At 62.9% G+C, this 2,793-nt stretch carries 3 protein-coding genes; 2 read left to right on the plus strand and 1 reads right to left on the minus strand.

Translation table 11 applies throughout. The annotated features are described in order from the left end of the window. Positions 1–322 (plus strand): glycosyltransferase (locus tag P3W97_RS07470; protein ID WP_300845324.1); only part of this gene is annotated, 322 nt, incomplete at its 5' end. Here P3W97_RS07470 and P3W97_RS07475 read toward each other — a convergent pair. After that, entirely contained in the window at positions 301–1,446 is a 1,146-nt protein-coding gene (locus tag P3W97_RS07475; protein ID WP_300845326.1) for a glycosyltransferase, read from the minus strand. The genes P3W97_RS07470 and P3W97_RS07475 overlap by 22 nt on opposite strands. Positions 1,447–1,560: 114 nt before the next feature. Here P3W97_RS07475 and gmd point away from each other — a divergent pair, with 114 nt between their 5' ends. Then, a complete protein-coding gene (gene gmd, locus P3W97_RS07480) occupies positions 1,561–2,616 on the plus strand; it encodes a GDP-mannose 4,6-dehydratase (RefSeq protein ID WP_300845328.1) in 1,056 nt (351 codons plus the stop codon). Positions 2,617–2,793: the final 177 nt, after the last annotated feature.

The following is a 2,793-nucleotide window of genomic DNA, read 5'->3' on the forward strand; positions in this document are numbered from 1 at the left end:
CTGCGACCTCTTTGCGCTGCCCTCGATCGAACCGGCCGAGGCATTTGGCCTGGCCAGCGCCGAAGCCATGGCCTGCGGCAAACCCACCGTGGTCTGCCGCCTGCACAACGGCGTCGACTGCCTAAATGTCCACGGACGCACCAGCCTGCTCGTGCCGCCGCGCGACATCGATGCGCTGGCGGCGGCGCTCGACCAACTCGCGCTCGACTCCGAGCTGCGCGCCCGCATGGGCGAGCAGGCCGCGCAGTGGGTCCGCAGCCGATTCACTGTTGACCACATGGTCCAAGCCACGCTGGATGTTTACCGAGAGTGGCTCGATTGATCGGCCTCCAAAGTAATGGACCGTCTGAGCCATCGTGGAGCGCGAAACCGCACCAGTCTGCGATAAAACCAAAGATAAAACGCCACATATGCCAAAAATACCAGCTGCAACAGGGTTGGCTGGTTCCATAGCAATACGGCCGGTGCGATCGAAAGGGAGGAAAACATCCACAGATAGGGCGACGTGGCGGCGTTGCGGGGTGTGACATCGCGACTGACCTCGGGCCCGGCGGCCCAGCGCAGCAGACGGCGATAGATCAGAATATGCATATGCAGGGCGTCGGGTAAAGTGGGGGAAATTTTTCGGATGAAAAACTTTCGGTACATCGAAAACAACGTCTCGATGATGGGATAGGCGCACACCAGCAGCACGAACCAGGGCGAAACTTGCGGATTGCGTGTCGCAAGCAAAACACCGGTCTGGGCCAGCAAAAATCCCGTCAAATAAGCGCCGCCATCGCCCATGAAAATCAAGCCCCGCGGATAATTCCAAAACATGAAACCCACCAAGGCGCCGATCATCGCCAGGCTCACCTGGACGGTCAGGGCATCCCCCACGACCCAGCCCACATAGCCCAGCGCCAGAAACATCAGGATCGAGACGGCGGCGGACAATCCATGAAAACCATCGATGATATTGATGGCGTTGGCCACCCCAGCCACGCCCACGATGGTCAGCAGCAAACCCGCTGGGGCGATCATGGCGCCGTCCAACGGCGTCCAAGCCAGCCAATCATCCACGACCGGGATGCCGATCGCCGTCACATAAGACTGCAACCACCACGCCGCCAATGCCGCGGAGGCGAATGTGGCCATCAGCCGCACCCGGGGCGAGATCTGCTTGGTCAAATCCTCTACGCAACCGGCACCGAAAGCCGGCAGCGCTGCGACCATCAAATACCAGACATCGCGCGAAACGATGCCGCGCCAGCTGCTCCAACTCAGCGCAAGCGCGGCTGCGCTCAACAACGCCACCCCGCCAATGCGCGGCACGGTGCCGGCATGGTATTTCTGTCGGGTCTGATCGTGCAAGTCGCCCGTGTAATTCAGATGGAGTCTCTGTAAACGAACGATCAGCAAACAGGCCAACAGCGATGAAAAAAAAGCCAGCAGTATGGTTTGCATCGAAAAGTCCCGGGCCACGGATGCGACAGGGGTGCATGCCGTGCAACGGCACGAGGTGATCGCCGCGCGACTGCTACAATCGCACATCGATCATCTTCTGGATTTTAGACCCTCATGCCCCAAGCCATCGTTACAGGCATCACCGGTCAGGACGGCGCCTACCTCGCCCAGTTCCTGCTCCAGCGGGGATACATCGTCTACGGCACCCATCGCCGCAGCAGCGCCCCCAACTTTTGGCGCATCCGCGAACTGGGCATCGAACATCATCCGCGCCTGCGGCTGGTGGCTTACGACCTGACCGACCCGGGGGCGGCGGTCGACCTCATCCGCCTTGCCGAGCCCGACGAAGTCTACAACCTAGCGGCGCAAAGCTTCGTCGGCGTCTCATTCCAGCAGCCCAGCACCACCGCGCAAATCGACGCGCTGGGTCCGTTGTATTTGCTCGAAGCCATCCGGCTGGTCAATCCCCGCATCAAATTCTACCAAGCCAGCACCTCCGAGATGTTTGGCAAAGTGCAGGCCATCCCGCAAACCGAGGACACGCCTTTTTATCCGCGCAGTCCGTACGGCGTGGCCAAGCTGTTTGCGCACTGGATGACGATCAACTATCGCGAAAGCTACGGCATCTTCGGCGCCAGCGGTATTCTGTTCAATCACGAAAGCCCGCTGCGCCGGCTGGAGTTCGTCACCCGCAAAATCACCCAGGCAGTGGCGCGCATTCGCCTGGGGCTGCAAGACTGCGTGGAGCTGGGCAATCTCGACGCCCAACGCGACTGGGGTTATGCCCCGGAGTATGTCGAGGGCATGTGGCGCATGCTGCAAGCCGCCGAACCCGACACCTATGTGCTGGCCACCGGTGTCACCACCCCGGTGCGCGAATTCGTCCGCTTGGCCTTTCGCGCCGCCGGCATCGAGCTGGACTTTCGCGGCCAGGGGCCGCACGAGACCGCCGTCGACACCGCCAGCGGCAAAACCGTCGTCCGCGTCAATCCCGCCTTTTACCGGCCGGCCGAAGTCGACCTGCTCATCGGTGACAGCGGCCGCGCCCGCCAACGGCTGGGCTGGCAACCCCAGACCGGGGTGGAGGCGCTGTGCCGCCTGATGGTAGAGGCCGACTTGCGGCGTTTGACGCCAAGCTCGCCGGGGGCTGCGGTCAGCCACCAGGACTGAGGGGCCCGAATCGTCCATGGCATGCACCTGGTTTCGGCGCGGCCCGTCTGCATCGGGCGAGGGCGCGCTCGCTGCCCGCCGGTCGACCTGGCGCTTCGTGCGGCTGCTGGCTCGCCAGCGCCTGCTCGACGCCTACCGTGGCGCGGGCCTTGGGGCGTGGTGGGCGGTACTGCCCCA

Source organism: Tepidimonas sp. (genome assembly GCF_029335975.1).
Classification (GTDB): domain Bacteria; phylum Pseudomonadota; class Gammaproteobacteria; order Burkholderiales; family Burkholderiaceae_C; genus Tepidimonas.